Genomic DNA, 26,542 nt, shown 5'->3' on the forward strand with positions numbered 1-26,542 from the left:
GTTATAGATTTATTTGTTCTGCACTTTCGGCGTCCAAATATAATGAAGATTTTTCTTTTCTTCGTAATATACTTGCCGGACATTTTTTTGAAATTTCACCATAAATAGCTTGATATACTGCATGGGCCTTATTTTTAAAAGGTACAATACAAAACATCCATTCAGCTTCTAGCAAGGCAGGGATTGTTAGTGTCAATGCTTCTTTGGGTACTAAATCCAGTCTTTCGAAGCATTTCTCGTTGACTTGCTGTTGACGGCATATTGGATCGAGTTTCACGATTTTTACCAGTTTGGGATCATTGAAATCTGCTACATCCGGATCATTGAAGGCAATGTGTCCATTTTCTCCGATACCCAGACAGACAATGTCTACCGGATATTTGGTAAGTAGATTAGCATATCGTTTACATTCTTCTTCAAGACTTTTTGCACGCCCATTCAGGTAGTTTACTTTCTTGAAAGGAACTTTGTCAAAGATACGGTCACGGAGGAAATGACCGAAACTTTGTGGTGCGTCCGGATGAATACCGATGTATTCATCCATGTGGAAGGCATTAATTTTTGTCCAGTCGATTCGTTTATCCTGAACTAGATGATTTAAGAATTCATTTTGTGAGGGAGCGGCAGCAAAAACCATATTGATTTCAGCCTTTTCTTCCAAGAGTTTACAGATTCTATCAGCTACTTCTTTTGCCGCTTCGCTACCCATCTGTTGAAGAGTGGGATAAATCTTAACGGTCAGCAGTTCTTGTTGAAATACTTTGGTTGCTGATTCATTTACTATAGATAACATGACCTTCTGATATTGTGTTAATAATATGAATTTGATTGTCGAAAATGACGATATCGGCATCTTTGCCTACTTCTAGGGAACCTTTTGATGAATCTATGCGTAAGATACGGGCGGGGGTAAGTGTTATCATGCGAATAGCGTCGGTGAGGGGGACGTCAGCTAATTGTATCATAGTTCTGACCAAACGGTCGGTAGTGGCTACACTACCTGCAAAAGCTGAACGGTCCGGCATTTTTGCAACTCCGTCTTCAATTATCACTTTCTGACCATTAGTCAGACTTCCTAGAATGGATTCTCCATCCGGCATTCCTGCCCCTCGCATCGCGTCGGTGCAAAGTGCAGTTTTATCGGGTCCTTTGAATTTATAAACAAACTGAAGAAGCGGTTTGGGGAGATGTATACCGTCAGCGATGATTTCGACTGTTATATCATCAATCAAATAGGCAGCTTCCACTACTCCTGCATATCGAAAAGCATTTCTGCGTGTTACAGATGACATGGCCGAATATAAGTGAGTAACATGGGTATATCCGGCTTTGTATGCTTTTTCCACTTCTTCATAGATTGCGTTGGTGTGTGCGATGGAAGGGAGAATATGCTGCTTTTGCAACTCTTCCCCCATTTCAATAGACCCTTCTAGTTCTGGAGCAACGCTCCAACGTACAATATCCTGTGAAGTATTTATAATTTGCTTATATTCCTTCGGACATGGTTTTTTGAGATAATTAGGATCTTGTGCTCCACATTGGGAGGGTGAAAAATAGGGACCTTCAAGATGTAGCCCTATGAATTTAGCACCTTTATTGTTGAGGCTTTTTGCTTTTTGGTAAGTGATAAAAGTGTTCATTAACTCTTCATCACTACAAGTCAACGTTGTAGGTACCATAGCTGTTGTTCCGTACTTCGCATGAGCTTCTGCGATTTTTAGAAATGCTTCCACTGTTCCGTCCATAAAGTCATGTCCACCTCCCCCGTGAATATGCATATCAATAAAACCGGGAGATACATATTGCTGTTTCGCATCTATTATTTGATCGTCCGGGTTTATCTCGAGCATTTTATTGGTAACGATTTGTTCAATCTTTCCATTTATGCAGATCAATGCTTTACCGGTTTCTATACGGTCAGGAAAGATGAGTTGTCCATTTATAATGATTAATCTCTTCATTTTATGTTGTTTGAGGTTTATTCATTTGTTTTTTATTTCCATGAAGTAATCTTGTGTCCTTTAACTGCGAAGAATACAAGATAAAGGAAGCAGGGGATTAATACCCAGTAACCGATACGTAAATCGTATATTTCAGCAAAATGGCCGTAAACTAACGGTAGGATCGCATTTCCACAAAGTCCCATGATTAGTAGTGAAGAACCTGTTTTGGTAAATTTTCCTAATCCATGAATGGATAATGGCCAGATACCTGCATAAATTAGTGCATTGGGAAAGCCTAGTGCATTGAGAAAAAAAATGGAGGCATTGGCTTGGTGTCCGAAAAGAGTTACATTAAAGTCGGCCAATACAACTCCGAGTGAAAGGAATAATCCTGATATTGTACATATAATCAGTGCATTCTTCTGTGAGATATATTTCGGGATTACAATGATTCCCAATATATAACCAATCATTGTACATGCCAAAGTATATGAGGGAAATGCTTTTGCTTCCAGTAAATCCATACCCATAGAATTGGCATAATTGATAATCGTGTCAATGGCTATAACTTGTGTTCCTACGTGAAAGAAGATAGCTAGTGCCCCTAAGATGAGGTATGGAAAACCAAAAATGTTTTTCTGACTACTATGTCCGCTGTCTTTGTCGGCTGTTGCATTCTGTTTATCCGTATTAATTTCCGGTAAGACAGAATAACGGATACCGATTCCGGCTAATAAAAGTAGTACTCCTAGTATGGCGTACGGAACGATGACACGCTGTATCAGTTCGTCAAGCATGGCATTTTGGGTAGTTGCATCCAATGTGCCAGATTCTATCAGAGCAAAAAAATCACTGTCATCTGCTTTTAGAATCAGTGCTGCGAAAATGAGAGGAGAGATGATTCCGGCAAATTTATTACATATACCCATGATGCTGATACGTCGGGCAGCACTGTCAATCGGACCGATAATTGTCACGTACGGATTAGCTGCTGTTTGCAGGATTGCCAGACCTGTTCCTATGGAGAACAAACCGATCAGAAAGATTTCGAATTGTCGGGCTAAAGCAGCCGGAACGAATATGAAAGCTCCCAATGCGGTTAACATAAAGCCGTACATAATTCCTCGTTTGAAGCCTACTTTCTTTAACAATATTCCTGAAGGAACTGCCATTACAAAATAGGCAATGTAGAAAGCAAATGCTACAAAGTAGGATTCGAAATGTGTAAGTTCACAAGATATACGGAAATAAGGAATGAGTATGGAGTTGACCCAAGATATAAATCCAAAAATAAAGAACATTCCGGCAAGAATGCCTATTGAGATGTAGTAGGTCTTTTTATTTGAGGTATTATTGTTTTCCATTATTATAGATAAATTAGTTTACAGGTTTTTCTTATTTTCTATTTGCAAAGTTAGGAATGTAGAAGTGATGTTTTTAGAAGAAAAGCGAAAAGCTATATTCAAAAAACGTATTCTTATTGAAACAATTTCTCATTTTTTTAATTGACTATTTAAAAAATATATGATGTCATTGATATAATTAGTGGCAATATAATTATATTGTGCATGTCCTTTGCCTTCCAATATTTGGAGTTTGGAAATTGTGTCACCTATATTTTTCATCCGTTGTTGGATGGCATGTCCGTATTCAACACTGATAACATCATCACAGTCTCCATGAAATGTGAGAATAGGAGGTGTGTGGGGGGAGATCATATTTGGATTTTCCATAGCTCCCCAAAGATTAATAACTCCTTTTATCTTAATGAATGTAGGACATTCTACATAGGTTGTATGAAGAGCGGTTATTGCCCCAGCAGAGCCACCGCAAAGAAACACAGAATGAATATTCAGGTTGTATTTCGTGGCATTTGTTTTCAGCCATTCCAATGCACTTATTGCATCCAAAGAAGCGTTCTTTATAGATTGTCTGATAAGTGGATGAAATTTGTAATTGACAGGTATTCCGTTTTTCATTTGCGATTCACATGATATCCCTTTACGATGATGATATTTCATTGTGAGATAATAGTTTATTGAGATAACGGCAAATCCTCTTTGAACAATAGCTTTGCAAATAGGATTAAGCCCGTTAACTTCCACTTTATCTCCTCCAGTAAATCCTCCTCCATGTATGAATACAAAAACGGGGAATCCTTTTTCTGGTTTTTTTTTATCGGGTAGGTAAAGATCTAACAGTCTGTCGGAAGAATGGTCGTTGGGAGAAAACTTTTTTCTTTGCAGGCCGTAGCGGACATCTTTGATGACTGTATAAGTTTGAGGTGTTCCCTGCTGTTTTTCCGGTACTTCAGCTTTTGCCATAGACAAAAATGCCAATAAAAAACTGAATATACATAATATTGCTTTTAAATAGCGATTCATAATGGATTTGTTAATATAATCTTGATTTACTGTTTTTCTAGCGTGAAATTTTTCTGTAATCTAATATCGCGGGAAGATGCTCCAATCTGTATTGTAAAAGTGCCGGGATCTGCTTTCCAGCCTTTATTCTTAATATCATAATATTGTAGTGCGCGCTTAGTTAGTTTTATCGTTACTCTTTGAGATTCTCCGGGTTGTAACGCCACTTTTTCAAATCCTTTTAATTCTTTGACCGGACGTTGAACACTACATTCCGGTTGATGTACATATAGCTGTGCAATTTCCTGACCATATCGCTTACCGGCGTTGCTGACAGTGAAAGAAACTTTGAATGTCTCATCTGCTTCATTCCATATCGGGCTCATTTCCAGATTTGAATATTCGAATGAAGTGTAAGATAGACCGAAACCGAATTCAAATTGGGGTTGTATTTGGTATGTATCAAAGTAACGGTATCCTACCATGATTCCTTCTTTGAACCGGACGGTGTCTTTTTTTCCAGGATATTCTCCAAAAATATGATCTGGCATATCTTCTAGTTTTTTACACCAAGTTGTGGTCAGTTTGCCGGAAGGATTAACTTCTCCTAATAAATTGCGTGCTAGTGCATTTCCACCTTCCATTCCTGTAAAGCTGCTGTAAAGTAATGCTGGAACTCGTTTTTGCCATTCCCCAAGCTCTATTGGACTTCCACTCGTTAATATCACTATTGTATTAGGATTCACTTCAGTAATTCCATTTATCAGTTTATCCTGTTGGTATGGTAATTTAAGATTGGGTTTGTCGTAGCCTTCACAGTCTGAACCATTCTCGTGATTAAGTCCTCCTACATAAATGACTAGATCTGCATTAGAAGCAACAGAAATAGCTTCTTTGTATAGAATCGGGTCGAATTCATCAAATTCGTTGGTAAACCAGTGACCTATAGGATATACTTTATGGTTGAGTTTATAGCCGGGAGCGTATTCAAGCTCGACTTTTCCATTGAAATGTTTGCGTATTCCTTCTAAAGGAGTAATCTCATATTTCGGCTTTAATTTGGTACTTCCACCACCACCAGCGAATTTTTCTGTGGCATTGGCTCCTATGACTGCAACCTTCTTGTAAAGTGAAAGATTCAGAGGTAATATATTATTGGAATTTTGCAATAGAATATATGATTCATCTGCTATTTTTAAAGCTGCTTTCCGGTGGGCAGGAGTAGCAAGTTTGGCCGCCATACCAGTAGTGTCATGGGAGGCTTTTCCTATGATATTTAACCGAAGCATTAATTTTAATATATTACGAACCTTTTGATTAATAGCTTCTTCTGGAACTTCTCTGTTTTTTACTTTCTCCAATAAAGGGTTGGCTAGATAATATTCTTCAAAAGCATATTTTTTATTTCGCTTGATTTCTGTTCCCATTTCAACATCCATTCCGCACATTGCTGTATGAACTGTGCTATGCACGGCGTTCCAGTCGGATACTACCATTCCGTCAAAACCAAGTTCCTTCCGTAGTATAGTATCGAGTAGGTAGGGATTTTCCGTACACCATAGTCCACGTACTTTATTGTAAGCTGCCATTACAGATAGAGCACCTCCTTTTTGAATGGCTGCTTCAAAAGCTGGTAGATAAATTTCGTGTAGAGCTCGTTCGCCTACTTCGGCACTGACTTTATACTGGTTGAACGCCTGACTGTTGAGCGCAAAATGTTTAACGCAAGAAGCTACCCCTTGCGATTGTACTCCTTGTATATATGGAATAGCAAGTTCACCGCTTAAAAAAGGATCTTCACTGAAATATTCCCAGTTCCTTCCATTTTGCAAAGAGCGGTGGATGTTTACTCCGGGAGCCAGGCTTACATGTTTGCCGCGTGCTTTACACTCTGCTCCAAGAACTTCTCCGTATAGTTTTGCCAGGTCCCGATTCCACGTGGAGGCTAATGCTGTAAGAGCTGGTAGGTAAGTACATGAATCATTATTCCATTCTGCAGAAGTCCATCCGTTGGGAATAACTTCGTGACGTACTCCATGCGGACCGTCGGAATATTGAAGGTCAGGAATTCCTAGTCGGGGCACTCCACCGCTTGAGAACATTGTATTGCCATGTAACATTCCTATTTTTTCTTCTAAGGTCATAGTTGATAAAAGATTCTCGACTTGTTTATTCTCACAGGAAGATTTACTTCCTGTGAGACATGATGACAAAAAAACGAGAATACATAAACTATATGGAATTGATTTTTTCATTTTGCCAGATTTATGTTTCAGTGACTTCTATCTTATTTTCTGCTTTCGAATTCTTGATATACTTCTGTTGGGATAGCATCTAGCCAATATGGGTCCTGTACTAATTGCTTATATAATTCTAGTGCTTCGGGATCACTTTGGAGTCGTCGGTCTGAATTTTCAGTACCTGTGTTTTCATGATTTTCCCAGATAACAGCCTTTACTCTCGGATATGCGGTTTTTATCTCGAACCATTCCCTTATCCATCGCTTGCGGTCACAACTGCCGGAATAGCCTCCTTCACTAATCATGATTGGCTTATCCGGAGAAATGGTATGGATATCCTTCATTAAAGTTAATGGATAACGTTTTTCTTCAGGGAAGGTTTCGCTTAATGAAGGAGGGTAGCAGCTGACCCCCAACCAATCTACATAAATGTCGCCCGGATAGTAATCTTTCATTTGGTTATCTGCGGTATTAGGCATGCTGACACTGTTGGGAGACCAGACAAATACATTATATGCAGTTAACCCGAGTTGTTCGGCAATGTTGTACATACGTCTCCAAGCACGTACATAGTTTTTGGTATCTCTGAAATAAGATATCCATCCACCGTTCATTTCATTCATAGGACGAAACCATATAGGGCCCATGTCCTTCACAGACTGTGCTGTGACTTCAGTGAAGTAAGCTTTGAAAAAATCGTCCAGACTACCTTGGGCAATAGGAGCTGATTTGGTAGGGGGAGTCCATCCATAAAGGAAGATACGTGATTTTCCATTGAAGTTTTTACTCCAGTATTTTTCTCTTGCATCTTGCATTTCTGCAAAATTTCGTCCTTGCTCCATATTCTGATACCATAACATAATGGATAGCTGTTTCCCGACCATTTTTTCGAATAAGGTTACCGCACATGCATCAGTAATTCCTTCTCTGTCTTCTGGATCATAAGCATATAATGGGCAGAAAGCACCATGGTAACAACCGTTTTTGGGAACGTATTTAGGATCTGTTTTATATTCTCCCATAACTTTGATTTCATCAATAGCTATTATAACTCTTTCTCCAGAAGGAGGGACTAGAACTACTTTTACATATCTGCATTCTGCTTTATTTACAGGGATAGAACTCCAAACATGTTCTGTAGGTTCAGTAGAAGTAAAGGTCGTACTGTTAGGGGCTTTTGTCCATGATTGATTATCTTTGCTGTAAGCTAAGGTGGCTTGTGAGGGTAGTTTCATACTGTAAAGTTGGTCTGCGACGGCATGTATGGCAACTTCTTCGATTGTTCTTAAAGAGCCAAGATCTATCACTACCTCTACTGTTTGATTTTCCCAACTAACAATGCAATCTTTAGGACTAGTTCCGCCAATCTCTTCATCTGTCAGTTTACTTCCGGTGCTCCAAGGAGTAATCGGGTATTGATCTTGAAAGTTTTTGTGTGCCGTAGCATTCACTTTATAAAATTTACCGGCAGCGAAGTTGACTTTAGTTTGTACAATGGGCTCATCCGGTTGATCAGGATTAAAGGTTACTTCTCCTGATTGGTAATCTTCAGCGTTGCAGGAAGCTAACGAGAGAATAAAAGCTGTAAAAATTATATTTTTGAGTCTCATATTTCTTGTTTTTCTGATTAATAATTACTGGTCAATGCAATCATATTGTTTGCAAGCGACATATCCGTTAGCAAACATAAAGTAGGCATATAGGTAATAACCGTCTTTGGAGGCTCTGAGAACTACATCACTGGCTCCTTCTATATTCTGACCGTCATTTGCTATTCCACCGTATATTTTTGTTTCACAGATTTCGATAGGGGTGGCTAGAGACTGCGTACTTAAATCATACATATAGGCGATGTCACTTCCTGTTACAGCCCATGTGAAACCATTGACTATTGTATGGGCAACGTATGGAATATTGTTAAATTCAATGTAATCTACAGCAGTGACAGGCCCGTTAATTGAAGACGGTATTTCTTTTTTGGCTTTTATTGTATTGTCAGCGCCATTAAACCAGAGAAAATAACGTTTTTGATCTACATCATATTTGGCATAGCTAGCCAAAAAGTAATCGCTTTCTGTATTGCTTGGATTGGTGTAGATAACATCTGCTTGTTTGAACCAGGTACTGTTAACAAGAGATTTCATTTCAATAAATGTCGGAATTTGAGATTGCAGTACGCCGTTTACTACCTGCCAACGTGCGAATTGAACTTTGCTATCTTTGTAAAATACGGGGGTTGTAATGAGTGCGTCTTTATCCAGGTTACCTTGGATTGAGATGGACCATCCGAATCTTTCAGATCCTGCCGTGACAGCTTTATAATCGATATATTTTTGAAATTGTCCGTTGATACCATTGGCTTTCCATACAGTAAACATCGTTGTACCATTAGGGGTATAATTACAAATAAGTATATTATTTGCATTGTCTGATGTCATGTAATAATTTCCAAAATCTCCTGTAACGGTGGTACTTATATCCATTTTACCAACAACTTCTCCTGATTGATTATTTAGGCAGATGGCTTCCCCATTGCCTCTTTCATTGATAATGACATAATCGTCAAGAATACCTAAACTAGTTACTTTATTTTTACTTGTAATTCCAATTTCAGATAATTTCTTTGCCCATAATAACTTACCACTGTTGGCACGAATGCCGGCTGCAATCTTATCAGGAACATTTTTTTTAATTGTATAGGTCAGGAAATCTTTTCCGTTTTGGGCTACTACTTTTACAGTTTGTTCTTGATCGTAATTTAAAGCCATATTTTGAAGATCGGGAGTACAAGTTGCTCCATGTGCTAATGTTATCTCAGCCACCTGTTCTCCAATGTCTGCTATAGAAATAATAGAAATAATATGGTTCTTTTCATCAATTACCCCAGTAAGTCCTTTTGACGGAATGCTAAAGCGGTCTATAGTACATGCGTCGTTTTTCCGGATTTCAGCTATGATTTTATATTTTTGGCTGGTATTTGTTGTTTGATTTTTTACTGTAATATAGCAATCTTTTGTCAGGTCGAAATATCCCATTGCTGGAGATATAATGACATTATTATCTACTTTAGCACTTAACTTTACTTTTTGTAGACATTCATATGGTAATATATTATCTGATAACTTTGGATAATTATACGGAAAGACAATAGTTATAATTTGATTGGCATAGTCAATCTCACCGGGAAAATTATTTTCCGTACTATACTCATAAGGGAACGAAGCTGTGACACTATTGATTCCGTAACGTTTTTCTGTATTGCTCGTTTCTTCGGGGCTATGGCAGGCACTGATTCCTGCGAAGAAAAGGATCAGAACGATAAATGATATTATATTGTTTCTCATAATTATACTATTTGGGTTATTTCCATTCGTCATATTGTTGAATCAGAGGATTGTCTTTTAATTCTGCTGCCGGAACTGGCAATACGTATTGTTTTTTTATAAATTTTCGGTCTTCTCCATCGCAATCTACGTATTCGTAGGTATTGGAACTTCCGGTAATTTTCAATCCATGTACACGATAATTATTATACTCTATATGAGCAAGTTCCCAACGGCGCATATCCCAAAATAGGTGTCCTTCGTAGGCTAGTTCTATTTTGCGCTCATTTCTATAATCTTTAAACCATTCTTCTCCTGTTGATAATTTCTTTGGCAGATTGACACTTTTACGTTTTCGTACTTCATTCATAGCAGATTGTGCCTCTCCAATTTTATTTAGTCGATAGGCTGCTTCCGCTTTGTTTAATAAAATTTCGGCATATCGGATTTCCACCCAGGGTTGAGAACTTTTGGTGTTTTCAATATCTGTTAATTTTTCATCCATAAGTTTTCTTAAGAAATATCCGGTTGTTGTTTTTCCATAAGTGTACACTTGCTCCCTATACGGAATGAAAACCCCGTTAGTTCCGTCAATGCTGCAATCCATAGTTTTACCTTTCCATACAGAACCGCGATAAATAATAGTTGCATGAAAGCGTGGTTCCAGTTTATCATAGGGTGGCGTTTCTGTTGTAGAACCGTGCCATGTCGACCAGTCTACTTTTTTCCCATCTTTGGTTTCATACGCTTCCACCATTTCCTGAGTTGGAGTTCCCGGTGAGGCCTTTTCATAGCCATCACATGCCGGTACATAAAATTGGTCAAAGGTGTGATTAGGACCGTTTTGCTTGTTATAATCAAACTCTAGGATTGCTTCCTTATTGTTTCCTTTCCAAGCATCTTTGTAGTCATCCATTAAATCGTATATATTTAACTTGATAACTTCATTCGCTGCATCGTAAGCATCTTGCCAGCGTTTGGCATACAACATTGCTCTTGATTTAAAAGCATAAGCAGCTCCTTTGGTTATGCGGCCTTGATTATTGCTGTTCCATTCTTCGGGAAGATATTTAGCAGCGAAATCTAAGTCATCAGCTATAAATTGCCAAGTCTCTTCGGCACTGCTGCGGGCTTTGCCGCCAACCGTCGGTAATGCATCGTATAGTATTACTCCTCCGTGACGTTTAGCTAACTGAAAATATATAAATGCTCGGAAAAAACGAGCTTGTGCTTCCCAAATGTTATTTTGGTCATTAGAGAAAGTAGAATATTCTTTTTGCATTGTTAGAAATTGATTTACAAGGCGTATATGTTCGTAAGCAGATCCGGAAACACCTGCCCATATGCTGTATGAACAGCTTTCTGGAGAGATCATATTGGGATCCAATACATAATTATTCGGAATTCCGGCTCTGGCACCTATGGCATAGGAACCGTATTTTAGTGTTTCAGTCAGACTTTCAGTCAAACTTCCGGCGAACTGAACGTCACCAAATTGTCCATATTGGTGTAGGTATGGATAGAAGCTATTGATGTATTTGTCAACTGAAGCTTCGTCTTGCCAAACGATTTCGTCACTGACTGTTGATGTCTGTTTTACTCCGTCAAGCCAATCATTGCAGGAACATAGAGTAAAAGCTGACATTAGCATTAAGTATGTATATGTTGATAATCTTTTCATATGAGTGTTTTTAGAAAGTTACTTTTAATCCCAATGTGTAAGTTCTTTGTTGTGGATAATAACCATTGTTGACAGCAGGAGATTCTGGATCAATATTGTACTTGGATACCGCACTCCAAGTGAATAAGTTATATCCTTCTATATAAATTCGGAGTGCCTCTATTCCAGCTGGAATTAACCATTTTTTAGGGAAGTTATAACCTATTTGTGCTGTTTTTAGCCTTGCGTAATTACCGTTGCGATACCAAAAAGTGGAAGATATACTATTATTGGTACTGCTAGGAGTAACTTCAAGACGTGGGAAGTCGGCATTCGGGTTTTCCGGTGTCCAAGCATTAGCTACCAGAAAAAGAGGTGAATTTCCTCCTTGATAGAATGGACGGCTGAAAGAAGTGGCACCTTGTACCCATTTGGAGCCTTCGGCCGTATACACTCCTGTCAAAGCGACACTACTTCCAAGTCCCCACGAAAACAATAAGTCAAAATCAAATCCTTTCCAATTGCCGAATAAATTAAATGAACCGGTATGTGTTGGTCTGGAACTTTTCCCAAAATATCCTTGGTCTTGTTCAAGAGTAATGATACCATCTCCATTTAAGTCTTTGTATTTGATATAACCGGGAATCGCTTTGCGATCTGGAAAAGTAGGAGAATCTTCGATTTCTCTTTCACTTTGAAAGAGGCCTTCAGATATACACCCGAGTTTAGTCCCGATTTGTTTTCCGGTTAATCTTTTATATTCTGGGGCATTTTCTGCATCACCTGCATATTTAAGCCATCTGCCATACGCATAAGACCAGATAAGTTTTGCTCCATAATTAAATGAACCTATTTTGTTGTAGTGCGTCAATGTCAAGTCAAATCCTTTATAATCTGCTTTGTCCACATTCCCTGTAGAAAAATAGTATTTACCCATAGAGAGAGGATAAGAACCAGTGGTTTTTGATAATTTGTCATATTCATATTTGTAGAATACATCTACTTCCACACCTAACAGTCCATTCCATAAAGTAGCATCTAGTCCAATGTTATAATTTAAACATTGTGCCCAAGTCAAATTGGGATTACCCAATACAGATGGATAGATGGATGATTGACTGGCTCCACCAATGACGACTGAGTTTGCGTTTACAGCCATTGTGTTTCTCCATTGAAATGCACTGATACCGCTAGTTGCTGTTTTGCCGATACCAGCTCTTAATTTTAAATTGGTAATCCAAGGGATGTGGAACCAGTTTTCATTACTCATTCTCCAAGCCAATGAGACACCTGGCAGGGTTACCCAACGTTTATTCATTCCTCCAAACAAATAACTGCCGTCATATCGTAATGAAGTTTCCAAATAATACTTGTCAGCGTAATTATAATTAATGCGCCCGACAAAACCGGCAACGCGGGACTGACCGCTTGCTCCATCTATTGTTGGAGCTTTATTTTCACCGTCACCTGTCAAATTGGTGATTTTTCCCAATTCATCCAACTGTAAATAATCTAATCCGTATCCGGTGGCATTAATTGAATTCGTCTTTCGTTCCCGGGTCTCGGCAAGTAACATGATACCTACTGTGTGTTTTCCGAACTGGTTGTTATAATTAACACTTGTTTGAGTTGTGATATCATATCTTTTGGATGCAGCTTCTGCCAAACTTGCCGTATTTTTTAGTACTCCATAACTTTTCTTGTAGGTAAGGTTGGTGGTGGTTGCATCAGGCATATTCATAAGCATCACTTCATAAGGTTTACTAAGCATTTTACTCATCATGTGCACCATATCATATGCGCCTTGGAATTTGATACTTAATCCTTTTAACCAAGGAGCGTCGTATGTTAAACTGAAATTGGATTGTATGTACGAATAATTTTTCTTATTATATCCGGAATCATAGATGGAACCTAGTGGAGATACTGCAGAACCTGCCGCCAAACTAGCTACATTATATTCTTTCCCTTCAAAAGTGTATGTTTCTGGCATATAGGGTACTGCCCAGATTAGTTGAAGCGGTACATTCATATAAGCGTCCGGATCTGCAGAGAAACGAGGCTCGTCTTTATCTTCTATGCGACCGGATATTCCCAAGGATAGGCTTAACCCTTTTGCAATTTTTGCATGAATGTTAGACCGAAGGTTATATCTTCTATAATTATATTTGTCGATATTACCTTTCTCTTCTAAATATCCGATTGAAGTAAAAAAGTGTATTTTATCATTACCTCCGGAAGCTGATAGATTGTGATGTTGCCGAGTACCTGTACCACACACTTTGTCATACCAATTTGTGTTTCCCCATCCATCGACACCCTCTCTCATCTTGCGAACCATTTCGGTAGTGAATATCTCACTATCTCCTTGCATAACGCGTGCTTTGTTATACCAATAAGCATACTCGGGACCATCCAGCCACCTCTGTTGTTCTGCATTTTGACTGAAACCAATAGTTCCGGTATAGGTAATAGAAACTTTTTCTGATTTTCCTTTTTTGGTTGTGACAATAAAAGCACCATTGGCATCTAAACCGTAGACTGCAACAGAAGAAGCATCTTTTAAAACAGAGATGGATTCTATTTCATTCGGGTCAATTCCATTGAAATCTTCTGCGGTTCTTCTAATGCCGTCAATTACATATACAATTCCGCTTTGGCCGCGTACGGTAAGTGCTGCTTGGTCTGAACCTGGTTGCCCGCTTGCTTGTACTGCTGCAATACCAGACACACGGGAGCCTACCATATTGCTGACACTCATCGTCGGTGCTTTAAGTATTTCTTTGCTTGAAACACTGGAGACCGCACTAGTGAGATCGGCTCGTCGTTGTGTGCCATAACCTACCACCACCACTTCTTCAAGAGAGGCAACATCATCTTTCATGGTGATATTGATTTCTCGTTTATTACTAATTTTAATTTCTTGTGTTAGCATTCCGATATAAGAAAAAATGAGTGTCTGATTATGATTGGCATTGATTGTGTATTTACCATCAATATCGGTAATTGTACCAACGTTAGTTATCCCTTTAATAGATACAGACACACCAGGTAAGGGCTCGTCGTTACCATCTTTCACAAAACCTTTTATTACATTTTGCGCATAACTGTTAGTAATACACAAGAAGTATGTAATAATTAATAAGGCTAGTAACCTTGGGTTCCATCTGATTTTCTTCATTGCATGATAAGTTTTTAGATATTAGATTTTTAATTTAAAAGATTTTTCCTCACAGTGATTCTTCTTTCGCTAATTAACGAAAACAAAGGTATGTCCTTTTAATAAGAGACTTAAGAGGAAAAACGAAAATTAATCTTCAAAAAGCGAAAGCTATAGCGAATTGGTCTTCTTTTGGCGATATTCCAGAGGTGAACAACCTTTATATTTTTTAAAGACACGCGAGATATTATTATAATCTTTGAACCCCACCTCTATTGCTAAATCGGCCAATGGACGATCTGTCGTGAGTAATAAATCTGCCAGATGGTTACAACGACAATTCAGGATATACTGATATATAGAGGTGTTCAGTGCATTCTTGAATTTCACCTCAAAGTTTCTGCGGGATAACGGAATGTTGGCAAGCAAAGATTCTATCGTCAGGTCGGAACTGTAATGTGAATCTATATATTTCACCACTTCGAGAATATAAGGGTCTTTAATATTGTGTTTCTCTGTTGATTGGCGTAGTTCGATGCGGATGGGGTTGATAACAATATTGAAAGTACCTTCATGTTCCTTCTTTATTTGCTGGTGGATGAGCCTGCCGATAGAATAGCCTCCTCTTTCTACTTCAAGCTCTATGGATGAGATAGGCGGGTCGGAAATATTACACATTAGTTCGTCGTTATCTACACCCAATAGAGCGATTTCTTCCGGGATATGAATGTTGTTCATCCGGCAAGTTTCAGAAATGAACAGGGCGTGCGCATCGTCACAACAAAACAGAGCGACAGGCTTGGGAAGTTCCTGTAACCACTGGCTTACTTCCATTCTTATCTCGTCTTCCTGCTTATCCGATTCGAAACTGAAAAATTCGCCTCCGATACGTTTTACCTCCTGCCGATAACCTTCGCAGCGTTCGTCAGACCATACGACTCCTTTAACACCGAAATAAGCAAAATTGCGAAACATTCTTTTGGCAAAAAACTGGGCTGCCATTCTTCCTGTACCTTTATAATCACCTGTCAGGTTGGAGTAAGTAACACTTCGGTGATGATAGTTTTGTAGCACTACCGGAATATTCAACTCTTTCTGCAAATCGATCGTGTCGTTATTCCATTGACCAATAATGGCATCCGCTTTCCATTCTTTCGCCCATTTCAGAATACCTTGTTCCCCATACATCGCGCTATAATAGGAAGGTAGCCGATAAAAGAGCCAGGGGCCGTTTTCTTTGGAGTATTGGACAAGTCCCCGTAGCAGTTTCCTGTCAAATTCGCTTGAATAGTCTATCAATAGAAGAATCTTAATCATAGTTCTATGTTTTTCTTTAGTATAATGTAGGGATGCACAAATATAGAAGAATTCTTTTGTTCTCTCGCAATAAAGACTTAATTTTGTTGCAGCCAACACTTATCTGACACCCGGGTCTCATGAGCACTGACACCCGGGTGTTGGTATGTTTGACACCCGGGTCTCAATGGTGTTGACACCCGGGTGTCAGATAGAACACGAGTATAAACGAAAAAAGAAAGGAGTATAGACGATGGCAGTGCCTTATGTAGTGAGAAAAAAAGCCGATTTAACATCGGGAGAAAGAAAAGAATTATGGTATGGTGTACCCAAAAAACTGATAGATCCGATTCGGAATAGAGAATTTGCTGAGTACATGGAAAAACGGAGTGGATTTCATCGCGGGCAGATAGATGGTATATTGACGGAAATGGTTGATGCTATCCGTAGTCTGTTGTCTATCGGACAGCCGGTTACTATCGAAGGACTTGGCACATTCCATACGTCACTGACCAGTCCGGGATTTGAACGCCCCGAACAGGTAACTCCGGGAAAGGTGTCCGTTTCACGTGTCTATTTCGTGGCTTGTCCTGAATTTAGCCGGGAAGTGAAAAAGATGAAATGCATGCGTATTCCTTTTAATCTATATATGCCCGAAGAGATGCTGACCAAAGAAATGAAGAAAGCGGACCGGGAGCAGGAGCGGGAAGAATATGACCGTATGGTGGCACCGGAAATCGATGAAGAAGTTCAGGAATAAGATAAATTAATACCCTCCCTGTCTTATTTATGAGATAAATCCCTATCTTTGTGGCACTTTTTACGAAAAAAGCAAATTCAAATTAATAGATATAGAAAAGAAAATGGCACAAGAAGACGTTTTTAAGAAGCTTGTATCGCATTGCAAAGAGTATGGTTTCGTATTCCCTTCGAGCGATATCTACGACGGACTAGGCGCTGTGTATGACTACGGTCAGATGGGCGTTGAATTGAAAAATAACATCAAGAAATACTGGTGGGACAGCATGGTGCTGTTGCACGAGAACATTGTCGGTATCGACTCTGCCATCTTTATGCATCCTACTATCTGGAAGGCTTCCGGACACGTAGACGCATTCAATGACCCTTTGATTGACAATAGAGACTCTAAGAAACGTTATCGTGCTGACGTGTTGATCGAAGATCAGCTGGCAAAGTATGACGATAAAATCAATAAAGAAGTAGCGAAAGCTGCCAAGAGATTCGGCGAATCTTTTGATGAGGCTCAATTCCGTTCTACCAACGGACGTGTATTGGAGCATCAGGCAAAACGTGACGCACTTCATACTCGCTTTGCTAAAGCTCTGAACGACGGTAATCTGGAAGAATTGCGTCAGATCATTATTGATGAAGAAATCGTATGCCCGATCTCCGGTACAAAGAACTGGACAGAAGTTCGTCAGTTCAATCTGATGTTCTCTACTGAAATGGGTTCTACTTCCGACGGAGCCATGAAAATTTATCTTCGTCCGGAAACTGCACAGGGTATTTTTGTAAACTACCTCAATGTACAGAAAACGGGTCGTATGAAAGTTCCTTTCGGTATCGCACAGATTGGTAAGGCTTTCCGTAACGAGATCGTTGCCCGTCAGTTCATCTTCCGTATGCGTGAGTTCGAACAGATGGAAATGCAGTTCTTTGTAAAACCGGGAACTGAACTTGACTGGTTCAAGAAATGGAAAGAAATCCGTCTGAAATGGCATAAAGCTCTTGGATTCGGCGATGCAAGCTATCGTTATCACGACCACGATAAACTGGCTCACTACGCAAATGCAGCTACTGATATTGAGTTCCTGATGCCGTTCGGATTCAAAGAAGTGGAAGGTATCCACTCTCGTACTAACTTCGACTTGTCTCAACATGAGAAGTTCTCCGGCAAGAGCATCAAATACTTCGATCCGGAACTGAACGAATCTTATACTCCGTACGTAATCGAAACTTCTATCGGTGTTGACCGTATGTTCCTTAGCATCATGAGCGCGTCTTATTGCGAAGAACAGCTGGAAAATGGTGAAAGCCGTGTGGTTTTGAAATTGCCTGCTGCTTTGGCTCCGGTGAAACTGGCAGTTATGCCGTTGGTAAAGAAAGACGGTCTGCCTGAAAAAGCCCGTGAAGTTATTGACAGCCTGAAGTTCCACTTCCATTGCCAATATGACGAAAAGGATAGTATCGGTAAGCGTTATCGCCGTCAGGATGCTATTGGTACTCCGTACTGTGTGACAGTCGATCATCAAACATTAGAAGATAACTGCGTGACATTGCGTAACCGTGATACCATGCAACAAGAGCGTGTAGCTATCTCTGAACTGAATAATATCATCGCAGACAGAGTAAGCATCACTTCTCTATTGAAAACTTTACAATAAACCTTTGACGAATGAGTAAAAAGATCTATTTATTCTCCTTAGTATTGCTGGCTCTTGCGTTCACTGCTTGCAGTGAAACGGAAGAGACTAGCCGTTATGATAATTGGCAGGCACGTAGTGTGGCTTTTATAGACTCGATCGCCAGTGTGTATGATAGTCCTGAAAATCAAACTTTAGCTAATGATGATCCGGAAAAACTTCATCGTTATAAAGATGAAGTAACAGGTCAATGGATATATGTTAAGAAGGTAAAAAATGGGACAGGCAAAGAGTTGCCTCAATATACTTCTACAGTAAGTGCACATTATCGTATGTCTTATTTCAATGGAGATGTAGTTCAACAGACTTATACAGGAACAGAGCCTACAGAGTTTGATTCTCCGGCAAATTTTACATTGAATGGTGTTATTTCCGGTTGGTCTTATACGTTGATTCATATGGTAGCTGGTGATTTTTGGACTTTGTATATTCCTTATCAAAGTGGATATGGTTCAAGCACTAATGATGGTAACCTGCAAGCTTATTCTGCATTAGTATATAATGTTAGGTTAGAGAAGATTGTAGAGAGATAATCTTATAACAATATAATAAATATGAATATAGGTGTTGGGTCTAAATGATACAACACCTATATTTTTTCATAATAATAACGGAATTGCCTTCTTAGAGATTATGCAATATCGTTTTTCTAAAAGTATATAAGGAATTATTCCTTTTGTTTTGTTCCTTCTTGCTTATATTACAGAAGATTACATTTTTGATTTTTTTATACTACTCTCCCTAATCTGCAAATGTGTCGGAATGGTCACCTGCTTGATTGTCTTATCTCCTTTTATCTGATCTATTAATAGTTGGCAGGCAGTTTCTCCCATTTTATAAGTCTGATGTGACACTGCAGATAATTTCGGCTCTACATAATTAGCGTGCTGCTCGTCCGTATACCCGATGATTGCCACATCATCCGGAATCCGGAGGCCATGTTTTTTGATAACTTCCATTGCTGCGAAAGCCAATGTGTCATTCATGGCAAGAATAGCATCCGGAGGCTGTGGAAGTGACAGTAAAGTTTCTGTGGCAATCTTGCCTTCCTCATAATCGATCTTCCGGCAGACTACCACCTCTTTTTCGATGGGAATACGATTCTCACGCAAGGCTTCCAGATAGCCATGTTTTCTTCTCTTTACAATATCCAGATGATTGGCTCCTCCGATAAAAGCTACCCGTTTACTTCCATTATCCAGAAGATGCTGTGTAGCCATCTGTGCGGATTGGGCCCCATCTGCTATCACCGATGAAAATTGGTCAGTCAGGCAAACACGGTCGAACAGGATCAGTGGCATATTGATGTCTTTCAAGGCGGAGATGTGGGAGAAATCGGTTGTTTCTTGAGACAGACAGGCGATGATACCTTCTACGCGCATATTGACCAGATTCTCAATATTTCTTTTTTCGTGCTCGTAAGACTCATGCGAGGTCGTGATAATCACGAAATATCCGTTGGCAATAGCCATATTCTCTATTCCATTCAGAATCGATGCAAAGAAATGAGTGACAATATCCGGGACGATCACTCCGATGATACGTGGCGCATTTTTCCGCAGGCTCATGGCAAAAGGGTTGGGGCGGTAGTTCATTTCTTTGGCCAGTGCCTTTGCTCTGGCGCAAAGTTCACGGCTGATTTCCGGACTATCTTTTAGTGCCCTGGATACAGTAGGAATCGACACCCCCAATGCTTGGGCGAGATCTTTGAGTGAAGTATGTTTCCGGTTTTCCATTTGAAAGTCTGCAACTTAGATTCTTTTTACAAAGAAAGCACATTCCCGGAAAATTAAAAGCATCTGAAGCAATATTTTTTACGTAAACCGTTACGTTGGTTTTTCGACCGCTCTCTGCTGCACTGAAACTATTACTGACCTATTTTTGCCGCATACAAAATGATTTAAAACCTAAAAGTATGCAATACCATGAAATCGGAAAGACAGGGATGAAAGTATCATCTCTTAGTTTTGGAGCTTCTTCTTTAGGAGGAGTTTTCCATGATTTGAAAGAAAAAGAAGGCATCCAGGCTGTGTTTACTGCTGTTGAGGCAGGAATGAACTTTATCGATGTGTCTCCTTATTACGGACATTATAAAGCGGAAACTGTTTTAGGAAAGGCACTCAAAGATCTTCCTCGCGACCGTTATTATCTTTCTACCAAAGTGGGACGTTATGGGAAAGATGGAGTGAACCTGTGGGATTACTCTGCAAAACGTGCGACAGAAAGTGTGTATGAGAGCATGGAACGTCTGAATATAGATTTTATCGACCTGATTAATGTGCACGATGTGGAGTTTGCCGATTTGAATCAGGTTGTAAGTGAAACTCTGCCGGCTTTAGTCGAGCTGCGTGAAAAAGGAGTGGTAGGACACGTTGGAATTACCGACTTGCAACTCGAAAACCTGAAATGGGTAATCGACCATTCACCAAGCGGTACGGTTGAATCTGTGCTTAGCTTCTGCCATTATTGCCTGTGTGATGATAAATTAGCAGACTTCCTGGACTACTTCGAATCCAAAGAAATCGGCGTGATTAATGCTTCTCCCCTTTCAATGGGGCTGTTGAGTGAACGTGGTGTTCCTGCTTGGCATCCGGCTCCCAAACCTTTGGTAGAGGCTTGCCGTAAAGCAATGGAACATTGCAAAGCTAAGAATTATCCGATTGAGAAACTGGCTATGCAGTTCTCCGTCAGCAATCCCCGTATAGCAACGACTTTATTTAGTACGACTAATCCGGAGAATGTGAAAAAGAACATCTCTTTCATCGAAGAACCTATTGACTGGGAACTCGTTCGGGAAGTGCAGGAGATCATCGGAGAGCAGAAACGTGTAAGTTGGGCAAACTCATAAAACAGAGTCATTCGTATGGACTATACAATTATTGATGCACACGCCCATCTGTGGTTACGGCAGGATACTGTTGTGGACGGATTGCCTATCCGGACTTTGGAAAATGGCCGTTCGGAATTTATGGGAGAAATCCGGCAAATGGTTCCGCCCTTTATGGTAGACGGTGTGAATAGCGCGGAAGTTTTTCTTTCGAATATGGACTATGCGCAAGTGGCTGCGGCTGTTATTACCCAAGAGTTTATTGACGGTATTCAGAATGATTATCTGTCGGAAGTCGTTTCCCATTATCCCAACCGTTTTTTTGTTTGCGGAATGTGTGAGTTTCGCAAACCTGGATTTTTGGAGCAGGCGAAAGAGCTTATTGCCAAAGGTTTTAAGGCTATAAAAATACCTGCCCAACGCTTGTTGTTAAAAGAGGGACGGGTAATGCTGAATAGTGAAGAAATGATGCAGATGTTTCATCATATGGAAGAACGGAATGTCATGCTCTCCATCGATTTGGCTGACGGAGCAACACAGGTTTCCGAGATGGAAGAGGTTATTCAGGAATGTCCGAATTTGCGGATAGCGATCGGACACTTCGGAATGGTCACACGTCCGGACTGGAAAAAACAAATCAGCCTGGCACGTCATTCCAATGTGATGATTGAATCCGGCGGAATCACCTGGCTTTTCAATGATGAGTTTTATCCTTTCAAAGGAGCAGTGAAAGCCATTCGGGAAGCGGCGGATTTAGTTGGCATGGAGAAACTGATGTGGGGATCGGACTATCCGCGCACCATTACAGCAATCACCTACAAGATGTCATACGATTTTGTGGTGAAGTCTTCCGAGTTGACGGAAGAGGACAAAAGACTCTTTTTGGGAGAAAATGCCCGGAACTTCTATGGATTTACAGATCTCCCCGTACTTCCTTACATCAAGAACATGTCCGAATGATGGAGAAAACAACCTTATCGTAAAACTGGATTTATACCATGAAAAAGAATACATATACAATACCTTTAGCGTTAGTTTTCTGCCTTTTCTTTCTGTGGGCGATAAGCAGCAATCTGCTTCCCACGATGATCCGGCAATTGATGAAGACATGTGAACTGAATACCTTTGAAGCCTCCTTTACCGAGACTGCCTACTGGTTGGCTTATTTTATTTTCCCAATCCCCATAGCTATGTTTATGAAACGTTACAGCTATAAGGCAGGAATTATTTTCGGATTGGTATTAGCTGCAATCGGAGGCCTGCTTTTCTTTCCCGCCGCCATTTTAAAAGAATATTGGGCTTACCTCTGTATCTTCTTTATTATTGCTACGGGAATGTGCTTCCTGGAGACAGCTGCCAATCCGTATGTGACGGTTTTAGGAGCACCCGAAACCGCTCCCCGCCGATTGAACCTGGCGCAGTCTTTCAATGGACTCGGAGCTTTTATCGCTGCCATGTTTTTGAGTAAGCTCATTCTTAGCGGAACTCATTACACGCGAGATACCCTTCCTGTAGATTATCCGGGAGGCTGGCAGGCCTATATCCAACTGGAAACGGATGCAATGAAACTTCCTTATCTGATATTGGCTATACTGTTGATTGGCATAGCTGTCATCTTCGTCTTTTCAAAATTGCCGAAGATTGGGGACGAAGGAGAAGCGGCTTCTTCCGGTAAAACGATTTCTTCGGGTAAAACGAAAGACGGCAGCCGGAAAGAGAAACTGATAGACTTCAGTGTATTGAGGCACTCACACTTGCGGTGGGGAGTGATCGCGCAATTCTTCTATAACGGCGGACAGACGGCGATAAACAGTCTGTTCCTGGTTTACTGTTGTGCTTATGCCGGATTGCCGGAAGATACAGCGACTACCTTCTTCGGATTGTATATGCTCGCATTTCTTCTGGGGCGTTGGATCGGTACCGGATTGATGGTGAAATTCCGTCCACAGGATATGCTGCTGGTTTACGCCTTGATGAATATTCTTTTGTGCGGGGTAGTGATGATATGGGGAGGTATGATCGGGCTATACGCGATGTTGGCCATCTCTTTCTTTATGTCTATTATGTATCCTACGCAGTTCTCATTGGCGTTAAAAGGACTGGGGAATCAGACAAAGAGCGGTTCGGCATTTCTGGTAATGGCTATTGTCGGCAATGCCTGCCTGCCACAGTTGACGGCTTATTTCATGCATGCCAATGAGCATATCTATTATATGGCCTATTGTGTACCGATGATTTGCTTTGTCTTCTGTGCATATTATGGCTGGAAAGGTTATAAAGTAATCGATTAATAAACTTATTTATCAAACATATCCAATGAAAGCAGTTCAAATTGTCAATCCCTCCGAAATGAAGGTGGTTGAACTGGAAAAACCGACCGTTGGTGCCGGTGAAGTATTAGTAAGAATCAAGTATGTTGGTTTCTGTGGCTCTGACCTGAATACCTTTTTGGGACGTAACCCGATGGTGAAGTTACCGGTAATCCCCGGGCATGAGGTAGGAGCAGTGATTGAGGAAATTGGTCCGGATGTTCCGGCTGGCTTCGAAAAAGGGATGAACGTGACATTGAATCCATATACCAATTGTGGTAAATGTGCTTCCTGTCGTAATGGTCGTGTCAATGCCTGTGAGCATAATGAAACGTTAGGGGTACAGCGCAATGGAGTGATGTGCGAATATGCAGTTTTACCTTGGACGAAGATTATTCCGGCTGGTAATATCTCTCCTCGCGATTGTGCGTTGATTGAACCGATGAGTGTCGGATTCCATGCGGTATCTCGTGCGCAGGTAATCGACAATGAGTTTGTGATGGTTATTGGCTGCGGCATGATTGGTATCGGTGCCATTGTGCGTGCTGCTTTGAGAGGTGCAACGGTCATTGCTGTCGACTTGGATGACGAGAAACTGGAACTGGCGAGAAAGGTCGGTGCTTCTCATGTGATTAACTCCAAGACAGAAAATGTACACGAACGGATGCAACAGATAACGGAGGGATTCGGTGCCGATGTGGTGATTGAAGCTGTCGGCAGCCCTGTCACTTACGTGATGGCAGTGGATGAAGTCGGTTTTACAGGACGTGTGGTTTGCATTGGTTATGCCAAGAGCGAAGTAGCTTTCCAAACGAAATATTTCGTTCAGAAAGAACTGGATATCCGTGGTTCCAGAAATGCGTTACCTGCCGATTTCCGTGCAGTTATCAATTATATGAAAGAAGGGAACTGTCCGGTAGAAGAACTGATTTCGAAGATTGCCAAACCGGAAGGAGCTTTGGAAGCTATGCAGGAATGGACGGCTAATCCGGGAAAGGTGTTCCGCATACTGGTTGAGTTCTGATAAGTTCTTGTAATAAGAATAGTTGTTGATACCTGTTGTTTCGGGTATGTAATAAGTGAGAGGAGGCTGAATACAGTCTCCTCTCTTTGGGAGATAGGGTGATGTAACATGAGTAAATATAGATGTAACATTCTTCATTCGATATGTAGCATCACAAAGAAATCATGTAGCATACTTTGGGCAATATATCTGTTTGCATTTTCTATTTTTGTGATGTGGAAGATAACAAGGAACATTTTAAATAATTAGCTTTCAAATAATAGATAATGTAGCCAGTTAATAAAAAACGATGATTATGCTGAAAACAAAAATCAACACTATTTTACTGTGTACTCTTTTTACATTGTTCTTCCCGCTATCAGCCGGAGCACAATACCGTAATCCTATTCTTTATGCTGACGTACCCGATATGTCGGTGTGTCGCGCAGGTGATTACTTTTACATGGTTTCCACTACTATGCACCTGATGCCGGGAGCGCCTATCATGCGTTCGCCGGACATGAAACATTGGGAAACTATCAGCTACGTATTTCCTCGCATTGACGATGGCCCCCGTTATGATCTGCTCGAAGGCACTGCTTACGGGCAAGGACAATGGGCATCATCTATCCGCTATCATGACGGTAAATTCTATGTATGGTTTACAGCCAATGGCGCGCCCGGACGTGGGTTTGTCTATACTGCGACAGATCCGGCCGGTCCCTGGAAACTTCTTTCGCGTCCCCCGCATTTTCATGACGGTTCGCTTCTGTTTGATGATGACGGGCGGGTGTATCTCTTTCACAGTACAGGACAGCTTACGGAGTTGAAACCCGATTTGACCGATGTACTTCCCGGTGGCATCAATCAGCAAATATTTGAACGGGATGCTGACGAACAAGGTCTGTTGGAAGGTAGTTCCGTCATCAAGCATAATGGGAAATATTATTTGCTGATGATTTCTATGGATTGGAGTATTCCCGGCCGTCTGCGTCGTGAAGTGTGCTATCGTGCCGATAAGATAACCGGACCTTACGAAAAGCGTGTCATTCTTGAAACGGAGTTTGACGGGCATGGCGGTGTTGGTCAGGGATGCATCGTAGACGGGAAAAACGGAGAATGGTACGGACTCATTTTCCAAGATCGTGGTGGCGTAGGGCGTGTGCCGTGTCTCATGCCTTGTACATGGACGGAAGATGGTTGGCCTATGCTGGGAGACAAGGACGGGCACATTCCGAATGATACCACTTTATCGTATATGTCAATGGATGGTATCTGCGGTTCGGATGATTTTTCCGCTTCCGGGCTTTCCCTCTATTGGCAGTGGAATCATAACCCCGTCGATCAGGCATGGAGTCTTACCGACCGTCCCGGATTTCTGCGTTTGAAAACCTCTCGTGTGGTAGATAACCTGTTTGTTGCTCCCAATACGTTGACTCAACGTATGGTAGGACCGAAATGCATGGGCACTGTCAGTCTCTCTCTGGGGGGGATGAAAGATGGTGACCGTGCAGGATTATCGGCTTTTAATGGTGACAGCGGTGTGCTTACGATTGAAAAGAACGGAAATAAACTGTCTCTTGTGATGAGTGAACAGAAAAGTGTGTTTGAGAAAACGAAGCGTGCCATTAGCCGTGTGGATATGACCGAACAAGCCCGTATACCTCTTAACAAAGAGCTTGTCTACTTGCGTGTGGAAGGTGACTTTACCAATGGACGGGATGAGGCTCGTTTTTCTTATAGTCTTGATGGGAAAACATGGCTACCTGTCGGTCTGCCTATTAAGATGAAATTTGACTACACCCGTATGTTCATGGGCAGTAAGTTTGCCATATTTAACTATGCTACACGTTCCGTGGGCGGTTATGTGGATGTGGACTCTTTTGATTATTCGTTCTGTGATGCGTCAATGTAACACACAAATATGTATTTGTAACCAATGAAACATTGTTTTATTAGGAAATAGGCTATTTT

Annotated in this window: 19 protein-coding genes; 8 read left to right on the forward strand and 11 right to left on the reverse strand. The window is 40.7% G+C overall.

Going from position 1 to position 26,542, the window contains the following annotated elements; all coding sequences use genetic code 11:
• Window position 1 precedes the first annotated feature (1 nt).
• From GD631_RS06745 to GD631_RS06790, 10 genes are all read right to left on the reverse strand, one after another.
• Complete coding sequence (locus tag GD631_RS06745; RefSeq protein WP_074909930.1) at window positions 2-793, reverse strand: glucosamine-6-phosphate deaminase; 792 nt, start codon at window positions 791-793, stop codon at window positions 2-4.
• The gene (gene nagA / locus GD631_RS06750) at window positions 774-1,961 is read right to left on the reverse strand and encodes an N-acetylglucosamine-6-phosphate deacetylase (RefSeq protein ID WP_074909927.1); all 1,188 of its coding nucleotides are present in this window, start codon (window positions 1,959-1,961) and stop codon (window positions 774-776) included. Before nagA ends, GD631_RS06745 begins: the two co-directional genes overlap by 20 nt.
• 32 nt (window positions 1,962-1,993) lie before the next feature.
• Entirely contained in the window at window positions 1,994-3,307 is a 1,314-nt protein-coding gene (locus tag GD631_RS06755; protein WP_074909922.1) for a sugar MFS transporter, read from the reverse strand.
• A 129-nt stretch (window positions 3,308-3,436) separates the two neighbouring features.
• The gene (locus GD631_RS06760) at window positions 3,437-4,327 is read right to left on the reverse strand and encodes an alpha/beta hydrolase (protein ID WP_143256919.1); all 891 of its coding nucleotides are present in this window, start codon (window positions 4,325-4,327) and stop codon (window positions 3,437-3,439) included.
• 26 nt (window positions 4,328-4,353) lie between these two features.
• Window positions 4,354-6,561, reverse strand: coding sequence for a beta-glucosidase (locus tag GD631_RS06765; RefSeq protein ID WP_143256920.1), 2,208 nt, complete (start codon window positions 6,559-6,561; stop codon window positions 4,354-4,356).
• A 32-nt stretch (window positions 6,562-6,593) separates the two neighbouring features.
• Entirely contained in the window at window positions 6,594-8,156 is a 1,563-nt protein-coding gene (locus tag GD631_RS06770) for a glycosyl hydrolase (protein WP_143256921.1), read from the reverse strand.
• 24 nt (window positions 8,157-8,180) lie between these two features.
• On the reverse strand, window positions 8,181-9,890 hold the full coding sequence (locus GD631_RS06775; RefSeq protein ID WP_143256922.1) for a DUF5018 domain-containing protein: 1,710 nt from the start codon (window positions 9,888-9,890) through the stop codon (window positions 8,181-8,183).
• Between the two features lie 16 nt (window positions 9,891-9,906).
• Window positions 9,907-11,550, reverse strand: a complete 1,644-nt coding sequence (locus tag GD631_RS06780) for a RagB/SusD family nutrient uptake outer membrane protein (protein WP_074909911.1) — start codon at window positions 11,548-11,550, stop codon at window positions 9,907-9,909.
• A gap of 10 nt (window positions 11,551-11,560) precedes the next feature.
• Entirely contained in the window at window positions 11,561-14,710 is a 3,150-nt protein-coding gene (locus GD631_RS06785) for a SusC/RagA family TonB-linked outer membrane protein (RefSeq protein ID WP_074909907.1), read from the reverse strand.
• Between the two features lie 150 nt (window positions 14,711-14,860).
• Window positions 14,861-16,006, reverse strand: a complete 1,146-nt coding sequence (locus tag GD631_RS06790; RefSeq protein ID WP_143256923.1) for a XylR family transcriptional regulator — start codon at window positions 16,004-16,006, stop codon at window positions 14,861-14,863.
• 232 nt (window positions 16,007-16,238) lie between these two features.
• Here GD631_RS06790 and GD631_RS06795 point away from each other — a divergent pair, with 232 nt between their 5' ends.
• From GD631_RS06795 to bamJ, 3 genes are all read left to right on the forward strand, one after another.
• Window positions 16,239-16,745 (forward strand): HU family DNA-binding protein, encoded by a 507-nt coding sequence (locus GD631_RS06795; protein WP_004299627.1) that lies wholly within the window; start codon window positions 16,239-16,241, stop codon window positions 16,743-16,745.
• A 103-nt stretch (window positions 16,746-16,848) separates the two neighbouring features.
• Window positions 16,849-18,390, forward strand: a complete 1,542-nt coding sequence (locus GD631_RS06800) for a glycine--tRNA ligase (protein WP_143256924.1) — start codon at window positions 16,849-16,851, stop codon at window positions 18,388-18,390.
• 11 nt (window positions 18,391-18,401) lie between these two features.
• A complete protein-coding gene (bamJ, locus tag GD631_RS06805) occupies window positions 18,402-18,962 on the forward strand; it encodes a BamJ family beta-barrel-assembly machinery protein (RefSeq protein ID WP_074559047.1) in 561 nt (186 codons plus the stop codon).
• Between the two features lie 177 nt (window positions 18,963-19,139).
• On the opposite strand, the gene GD631_RS06810 is transcribed toward bamJ, so the two are convergent.
• Window positions 19,140-20,165, reverse strand: coding sequence for a LacI family DNA-binding transcriptional regulator (locus GD631_RS06810; RefSeq protein ID WP_143256925.1), 1,026 nt, complete (start codon window positions 20,163-20,165; stop codon window positions 19,140-19,142).
• Window positions 20,166-20,344: 179 nt separating this feature from the next.
• Here GD631_RS06810 and GD631_RS06815 point away from each other — a divergent pair, with 179 nt between their 5' ends.
• From GD631_RS06815 to GD631_RS06835, 5 genes are all read left to right on the forward strand, one after another.
• Window positions 20,345-21,277 (forward strand): aldo/keto reductase, encoded by a 933-nt coding sequence (locus GD631_RS06815; RefSeq protein WP_143256926.1) that lies wholly within the window; start codon window positions 20,345-20,347, stop codon window positions 21,275-21,277.
• A gap of 15 nt (window positions 21,278-21,292) precedes the next feature.
• Window positions 21,293-22,216 (forward strand): amidohydrolase family protein, encoded by a 924-nt coding sequence (locus GD631_RS06820; RefSeq protein WP_143256927.1) that lies wholly within the window; start codon window positions 21,293-21,295, stop codon window positions 22,214-22,216.
• Window positions 22,217-22,254: 38 nt separating this feature from the next.
• Window positions 22,255-23,547 (forward strand): L-fucose:H+ symporter permease, encoded by a 1,293-nt coding sequence (fucP, locus tag GD631_RS06825; RefSeq protein WP_143256928.1) that lies wholly within the window; start codon window positions 22,255-22,257, stop codon window positions 23,545-23,547.
• A 25-nt stretch (window positions 23,548-23,572) separates the two neighbouring features.
• Complete coding sequence (locus GD631_RS06830) at window positions 23,573-24,589, forward strand: zinc-binding alcohol dehydrogenase family protein (RefSeq protein ID WP_143256929.1); 1,017 nt, start codon at window positions 23,573-23,575, stop codon at window positions 24,587-24,589.
• A gap of 295 nt (window positions 24,590-24,884) precedes the next feature.
• On the forward strand, window positions 24,885-26,483 hold the full coding sequence (locus GD631_RS06835) for a glycoside hydrolase family 43 protein (RefSeq protein ID WP_143256930.1): 1,599 nt from the start codon (window positions 24,885-24,887) through the stop codon (window positions 26,481-26,483).
• Window positions 26,484-26,542 lie beyond the last annotated feature (59 nt).

Origin of the sequence: Bacteroides luhongzhouii (assembly GCF_009193295.2) — a bacterium.
Lineage (GTDB): Bacteria > Bacteroidota > Bacteroidia > Bacteroidales > Bacteroidaceae > Bacteroides > Bacteroides luhongzhouii.